Consider the following 6,730-nt stretch of genomic DNA (forward strand, 5'->3'; position numbering starts at 1 on the left):
AAGTCGGTGCCGTTGTGGACGCCGACCGCGATCTGGCCCCGGTCGGCCACGGCGGCTCCGGCGCCCGCGCCGCCCGCGGACTCGACGATGCTGGCGTAGACACCCCCGTGGACGGTCCCCCACGCGGTGAGGTGGCCCTCGCCCAGAAGCGCATGGCCCCTGAGGCTCGTCGCGGTCACCTCGTCGATGACGAGCCCTGAGGCTCGGACGAACCTGCTCGCGTCATCGGAAGAGGCATCGGGGAATCCGTCGGAGGTGGTCATGAGTTCTTTCTACCCGCACCCGATCACTGCTCCGCGGCGCTCGCCACGGGTTGGCGCAGTATCGTCCGCAGCCGAGCCGGTTCGGTCTTGCGCGCGTCGGAGAGGTAGATCTCGTGGTGGTGCCCCGAGGCGATCAGGCCGCGACCGGTGATGGCCTGCTCGTGCATCCGGGCGATGACCGGACCCTCCGCGTCGTACGGTCCGACGTGCAGGGTCTGGACGGCCGGGCCCTCCGCGAACTCCTCGAGGCGGACCCGGTCCACCGCGACGTGAGGCTTCCTCCGGGTCACCGTCTCCACGGCGGAGGCCACCATGTCCGCGGTGACCCGGTCCGGCTGCCAGATCATCATGGTCCACGCCCAGGCGTCCTTGTCCCGCGCGGTGAACACCCCGAGGTCGTCGGCGTACCAGAGACCCTCGAGCGGGCCGACGGTGTGGACGCGCCCGAGTTCGACCCTGGCCACCGCCCGCACCGCATAGGAGCACGTGTACAGCGCCTCGAGCACCCTGCCGTAGTCCGCGGAGGTGTTGGGGTTCCCCGAGCCGTCGGCCGTGAGGAATCGCATCGGTGGTACCTCGACCAGGTCGAACCTCGCGACTGTGCCGTTGTAGAGGTCCCTGCGCTCCCGTTTGATGTCGAAGGTTCCCACGTCTCACCCTTCCCGCAGTTCGTCGATCTGCCGGCGGTACACCTCGGTGAGGTCATCGATGTACGCGCGATCCCACCTCGGCGTGATGTGCTTGCTGCAGTTGGCGTCGGCGGCCACGAGATCCACGACGATCGCCCTCTCGACATGCCCGGTGTAGGTCCTCTCCCCCATCGACCGCAGGCGCCCGATCAGGTCCGGGTCCCGGTCCGGTTCGATGACCCGGGCGTGACCGAACACCTTGAGCCTGGCCCGGGTGGGATAGTCCACGAAGAGCAGACAGACGCGCCCGTCGTGGTCCATGTTGCCCACGGAGACGTACTGACGGTTTCCGCGGAACTCCAGCCACGCGAGAGAGGTGTGCGTCAGGACGTGGACGAACCCGGTGGGTCCCCCGCGGTGCTGGACGTACGGCCACCCGGACTCGGTGACGCTCGAGAGGAGGAAGTGGTCGGCGCGCCGGATCAGCGCGGAGTCCGTGCCCTCCAGGGCGAATTCGCCGGTCTCCGTCGGCCTGGTGACGCCCGTCGACTCCTGCCGTGCACGGGCGGCGGGACCGAACGCGATCTCGGGATATCGGTTGGTGGGCATGACCACGACCCTAGTCCGCCGTACCGGACCGTCAACTCTGATTGACGCGCCCGGTGCTGTCAACGTAGGTTGACGAACGAGGTGAGAAATGTGAACACGACCTATGACGACGCCGACGACCACGAGGACGACACGCCGAACCCGGTCGCCCGCCTGGCCGCGATCGCGGAGGCGAGGGCGGCGCTCGCCCGGGAGGAGTCGGCGGCGGTCCGACACGCTCGGCTGCACGGGTTGAGCTGGGCGGAGATCGGAGTCGTCCTCGGAGTGAGCAAGCAGGCACTGCACAAGCGGTTCGGTAAGGCGGGCTGATCGCCGGTACCCCTCACCCGATCGCGGGCTCGACACCCTCCGCCACGTACCGCGCGAGGTGCTCACCGGTGAGCGTGGACCGGGCTGCCACGAGCTCGGCGGGCGTGCCCTCGAACACGACGCGGCCGCCACCGTGGCCGGCCCCGGGACCGAGGTCGATGATCCAGTCCGCGTGGGCCATGACGGCCTGGTGGTGCTCGATGACGACGACGGACCTGCCCGCGTCCACCAGCCGGTCGAGCATGCCCAGCAGGTTCCGGACGTCGGCCAGATGCAGGCCGGTGGTCGGTTCGTCGAGCACGTAGACCTCCGCTTTGTCCGCCATCTGCGTGGCCAGCTTGAGACGTTGCCGCTCCCCTCCCGACAGCGTGGTCAGCGGTTGTCCCAGCCGGACGTAGCCCAGTCCCACGTCGCGGAGCCGGAGCAGGATCTTGTGCGCGGCCGGGATCCGCGCCGGTCCCTCGCGGAAGAACTCCTCTGCCGTGGCCACCGACATCGCCAGGACCTCACCGATGTTGCGCTCCCCCAACCGGTACTCCCGGACCTCGGCCTGGAAGCGCCGGCCCTCGCAGTCGTCGCACGTCGTGGCGACCCCCGCCATCAGACCGAGATCGCTGTAGATCACGCCCGCCCCCTTGCACGTGGGGCACGCGCCCTCGGAGTTGGGGCTGAACAGGGCGGGTTTGACCCCGTTGGCCTTGGCGAAGGCCTTCCGGATGGGCTCGAGCAGCCCGGTGTAGGTGGCCGGGTTGCTGCGGCGGGACCCACGGATCGCGGCCTGGTCGATCGCGACCACACCAGGTCGTGGGGAGACCGACCCGTGGATGAGCGAGCTCTTTCCGGAGCCCGCCACGCCGGTCACCACGCACAGCACGCCCAGCGGGATGTCGACGTCCACGTCCCGGACGTTGTGGGCGGTCGCGCCACGGACCTCGAGGTGGCCGGTCGCCCCCCGGACCTCCTCCTTGAGCGTCGCGCGATCATCGAGGTGGCGGCCGGTGACCGTGTCGCTCTCGCGGAGTCCGGTGACCGAGCCCTCGTAGCAGATCTCGCCACCAGTGGACCCGGCGCCGGGCCCCAGGTCCACCACGTGATCGGCGATGGCGATAGTCTCCGGCTTGTGTTCCACCACGAGAACGGTGTTCCCCTTGTCACGCAGACGCAGCAGCAGATCGTTCATCCGCTGGATGTCGTGCGGGTGCAAGCCGATCGACGGTTCATCGAAGACGTAGGTCACGTCCGTCAGCGCCGACCCCAGGTGTCGGATCATCTTGACGCGCTGCGACTCGCCACCGGAGAGTGTGCCGGCCGGCCGGTCCAGGGAGAGGTAGCCCAATCCGATCTCCACGAAGGAGTCCAGGGTGTGCTGCAGCGCTGCGAGCAGTGGTGCGACCGACGGTTCGGAGAGTCCGCGTAGCCACTCGGCCAGGTCGGTGATCTGCATCGCGGAGGCGTCGGCGATGTTCAGCGCGCCGATCCGCGACGACCGTGCGCTCTCGTTGAGGCGGGTGCCCCCACACTCCGGACAGGTGGTGAACACCACGGCCCTCTCCACGAACGCCCGGATGTGCGGCTGCATCGCCTCGAGGTCCTTGGCCAGCATCGACTTCTGGATCTTCGGGATGAGCCCCTCGAAGGTCACGTTGATCCCGTCGGCCTTGATCTTGACCGGCTCCCTCCGGAGCAGGTCGTGCATCTCCTGCTCGGTGAAATCGCGGACGGGCTTGTCCATGTCGAAGAAGCCGGACCCCGCGTAGATGCGCCCGTACCACCCGTCCATCGAGTAGCCGGGTACCGTGATGGCCCCCTCGGCGAGCGATCTGGACCGGTCGAGCAGAGCGTCGACGTCGAAGTCGGACACCGACCCACGACCCTCGCACCCGGCGCACATCCCGCCGGTGATGGAGAACTCCGCCTTCTGCCGGCTGCCGTCCGCCTTCGTGAGGGTGCCCGCCCCGCTGGCGGACGCGACGTTGAAGGAGTACGCCTTGGGCCCGCCGATGCGCGGCTCGGCCAGTCTGCTGAACAGGATGCGCAGCAGGGCCCCGGTGTCGGTGGCCGTGCCGACGGTCGAGCGGGGGTCGGACCCCATGCGCTCCTGATCCACCACGATGGCGGTGGTGAGGCCGTCGAGGAGGTCCACCTCGGGGCGCGCGAGGGTGGGCATGAAGCCCTGCAGGAACGCGCTGTAGGTCTCGTTGATCATCCGCTGGGACTCGGCGGCGATCGTGGCGAAGACCAGGGAACTCTTGCCCGAACCGGACACCCCGGTGAAGACGGTGAGCCGTCGTTTGGGCAGGTCGACGCTGATCGACTTCAGGTTGTTCTCCCGCGCTCCCTGGACGCGGATGACGTCGTGTGAATCGGCGATGTGGTCACTCACGGGGCGTCTCCTCGCTGGGGTGTCTGCGGTCAACCGTAGGTGCCGGACACCCCGCCGGGGAGGGATACCTCGGCCGCAGTTGACCTCAGCTGCGGTTCACCTCAGTCGCTCGGCGCGCCGGGCGGCGGCCACCAGATCGCCGGACATCCGGACCAACTCTGTGGCGTCCTCTCCCTCGAGGATCGCGGTGTGCAGGTCCTCGCACGCGCACCTGAGCTGGAACATCCTGTCCATGAGGTCGGTGGACTCCGCTTCCGAGAGCACCACCGTCCCCTCCGGCAGTTCACGGACCCGCAGCGACTGCCGTTGCTCGTAGGCACGCTGACGGCACGAGCGGCGGCAGTATCGTCGCCGTCGGCCCGTGGCGCCCTCGTCCACCGGTCGCCCGCACCACGCGCACGAGGACTCGCCCCGCCGGGGCGGGGGTTGATCGGCGGGGGCGTCGGTGTCCACGGAGGTCAGGGTACCGAGACGGTCCCCGACTGGCCTGCGGCCGTGGCGCGTGGGAACATTTGGGGGGTCACCTGGCGTTACATCACCAGGAACACGGCAGCGTCGTGTCGCAGGTGGACAGACGGACGAACACGGTAGAAGGAGTTCGCATGGCAGATCGAGTCCTCAGAGGCAGCCGCCTGGGTGCGGTGAGCTACGAGACCGACCGGGACACCGATCTCGCGCCCCGGCGGATGGCCAAGTACCAGACGGAGAACGGCGAGGTGTACGAGGTCCCGTTCGCCGACGACGCCGAGATCCCCGGAACCTGGATGTGCAAGAACGGCCAGGAGGGCCAGCTCATCGACGGTCCGGCGGTCGAGGTCAAGAAGGGTAAGCCGCCGCGCACCCACTGGGACATGCTCCTCGAGCGTCGCTCGCTCGACGACCTCGAGGACCTGCTCAAGGAGCGGATGGACATCCTCAAGAAGCGTCGGCGCGCCGGCGCCCGCTGAGCACCGACACCGCGCGAGGACGCCCCGGCCCCGTCACGGGCCGGGGCGCTTTCGCATATCGGGGGCGCCGGGTCAGCGCCGGACGAGTGATCTCAGCTGTCCGCGCCGCTTCTCCCAGCCCCAGCGGGCCACGTTCACGGCGGCCTCCCGGAAGATCGACTCGCTCATCTTGGACTGACCGAGGGTGCGCTCGGTGAAGGTGATGGGGACCTCGACGACCGTGCCCCCGGTGTTCAACAGCCGCCAGGTCATGTCGATCTGGAAGCAGTAGCCCTTCGACTCGATGGCCTCCAGGTCCAGGCGCATCAGTGACTCGCTGCGATAGGCCCGGAAGCCGGCCGTGATGTCCCTGATGCCCACGCCCAGCATGATCCGGGAGTAGACGTTGCCGCCGCGGGAGATCACGTGGCGCTGCCACGGCCAGTTCTCCACGCTGCCGCCGGGCACGTAGCGAGACCCGATCACCAGGTCCGCGCCGGCGTCGACCGCCTCGAGCATCGCGGGCAGCCGCTCGGGCGGGTGGCTGCCGTCCGCGTCCATCTCCACCAGCACGGTGTAGCCGCGCTCCAGGCCCCAGCGGAATCCGGCGATGTAGGCGGCCCCGAGTCCCTGCTTGCCCGGGCGGTGCAGGACGGTGATCCGCCCCCGCGCGTCCTGCGCGGCGAGCCGGTCGGCGACCTCCCCCGTGCCGTCAGGGCTGTTGTCGTCGGCGATGAGGACAGCCACGTCGGGAGCTGACGCGAGCAGACGCTCGACGACGCCGGGCAGGTTGTCCCGCTCGTCGTACGTGGGGATGATCACCAGGGTCCGCGCGGACGCAGCGGCGGGCTCAGGCGCCATCGGATCGGTCACTTACGTCTCCTCGTGCTCGGTCGCGGGTCGCTGCCGGGTGCGGATCAACGCCCATCCCAGGCCGACGAGCCCGATGAGACAGCTCACCATCTGCGGTATGCCGCCCAGTCGGGTTGCCATCGTACCGGCGGTCCCCAACTCGACCCGCGCCGCCAGCGTCGCGGGCTCGAAGATCCCGGTCTCCTGGAGCACCTGACCGTCGGGGCCGATCACCGCGCTGACCCCGCTCGTGGCGGCGATGAGGACGGGGACGTGGTGCTCCACGGCCCGGACCCGCGACATCGCGAGTTGCTGGTAGGTCATCGGGGATCTGCCGAACGTCGCGTTGTTGGTGGGCACGGTGAGGATCTGCGCGCCGCGCGCGATCGGTTCACGGGCCGCGGCGTCGAAGGCGATCTCGAAGCAGATGGCCACACCGAGGTCGATCCCGGCCGCGGTGATGAGCCCGGTGCCGTCGCCCGGGACGAAGTGCCCCGCGGTCCGGGCGATCGGGAACAGCGCTTCGAGCGGCGCGCGGAGGGGCAACCACTCCCCGAACGGCTGGATGTACTTCTTGTCGTGACGGTCGACCACCGGCCCGGCGGCGGAATCGGACGATCGGCCGTCCCAGACCAGGTACGAGTTGGTGGCCTCGGGGCCGTCACCCACACGCAGGACGGTGCCCACGAGGATCGGGGCGTCCAGGCGTCGGGACAGGGCGGTGATCTGGTCGCCAGCCAGTCTGTCGGCCAGGGGCGA

General features: G+C 69.4%; 9 protein-coding genes. 2 read left to right on the top strand and 7 right to left on the bottom strand.

From position 1 onward, the window contains the following. The 3 genes from G6021_RS17510 to G6021_RS14125 form a co-directional block, all read right to left on the bottom strand. Positions 1-263 (bottom strand): hotdog domain-containing protein (locus G6021_RS17510; protein ID WP_277817954.1); only part of this gene is annotated, 263 nt, incomplete at its 3' end. A 23-nt stretch (positions 264-286) separates the two neighbouring features. Then, positions 287-913: a GyrI-like domain-containing protein gene (locus tag G6021_RS14120; protein WP_182641548.1), complete on the bottom strand. Its 627-nt coding sequence runs from the start codon at positions 911-913 to the stop codon at positions 287-289. A 3-nt stretch (positions 914-916) separates the two neighbouring features. After that, positions 917-1,501, bottom strand: coding sequence for a pyridoxamine 5'-phosphate oxidase family protein (locus tag G6021_RS14125; RefSeq protein ID WP_179525247.1), 585 nt, complete (start codon positions 1,499-1,501; stop codon positions 917-919). 153 nt (positions 1,502-1,654) lie between these two features. Between G6021_RS14125 and G6021_RS14130 the strand changes: the two genes are divergently transcribed. After that, positions 1,655-1,810: a sigma factor-like helix-turn-helix DNA-binding protein gene (locus G6021_RS14130; RefSeq protein ID WP_187700734.1), complete on the top strand. Its 156-nt coding sequence runs from the start codon at positions 1,655-1,657 to the stop codon at positions 1,808-1,810. Positions 1,811-1,823: 13 nt separating this feature from the next. Here G6021_RS14130 and G6021_RS14135 read toward each other — a convergent pair whose 3' ends face one another. Further along, positions 1,824-4,193, bottom strand: coding sequence for an ATP-binding cassette domain-containing protein (locus tag G6021_RS14135; protein ID WP_182616287.1), 2,370 nt, complete (start codon positions 4,191-4,193; stop codon positions 1,824-1,826). 96 nt (positions 4,194-4,289) lie between these two features. Continuing rightward, the gene (locus G6021_RS14140; RefSeq protein WP_182616288.1) at positions 4,290-4,646 is read right to left on the bottom strand and encodes a hypothetical protein; all 357 of its coding nucleotides are present in this window, start codon (positions 4,644-4,646) and stop codon (positions 4,290-4,292) included. Between the two features lie 149 nt (positions 4,647-4,795). Here G6021_RS14140 and G6021_RS14145 point away from each other — a divergent pair, with 149 nt between their 5' ends. Next, positions 4,796-5,140, top strand: coding sequence for an RNA polymerase-binding protein RbpA (locus tag G6021_RS14145; protein ID WP_179525251.1), 345 nt, complete (start codon positions 4,796-4,798; stop codon positions 5,138-5,140). 72 nt (positions 5,141-5,212) lie between these two features. Here the strand turns inward: G6021_RS14145 and G6021_RS14150 are convergent, their stop codons facing one another. After that, positions 5,213-5,980 carry a polyprenol monophosphomannose synthase gene (locus G6021_RS14150; RefSeq protein ID WP_182641550.1) on the bottom strand — a complete coding sequence of 256 codons (768 nt, stop codon included), beginning with the start codon at positions 5,978-5,980 and terminating at the stop codon, positions 5,213-5,215. Between the two features lie 12 nt (positions 5,981-5,992). Continuing rightward, the coding region (gene lnt, locus G6021_RS14155; protein ID WP_182641549.1) for an apolipoprotein N-acyltransferase at positions 5,993-6,730 on the bottom strand (738 nt) is incomplete at its 5' end.

Source organism: Dietzia sp. CW19, assembly GCF_014145265.1.
Taxonomy (GTDB): Bacteria; Actinomycetota; Actinomycetes; order Mycobacteriales; family Mycobacteriaceae; genus Dietzia; species Dietzia natronolimnaea.

Coding starts and splice junctions, on each gene's coding strand:
- G6021_RS14125 (WP_179525247.1), bottom strand. CDS start 1,501: ATGCCCACCAACCGATATCCCGAGATCGCGTTCGGTCCCGCCGCCCGT.
- G6021_RS14145 (WP_179525251.1), top strand. CDS start 4,796: ATGGCAGATCGAGTCCTCAGAGGCAGCCGCCTGGGTGCGGTGAGCTAC.
- G6021_RS14150 (WP_182641550.1), bottom strand. CDS start 5,980: ATGGCGCCTGAGCCCGCCGCTGCGTCCGCGCGGACCCTGGTGATCATC.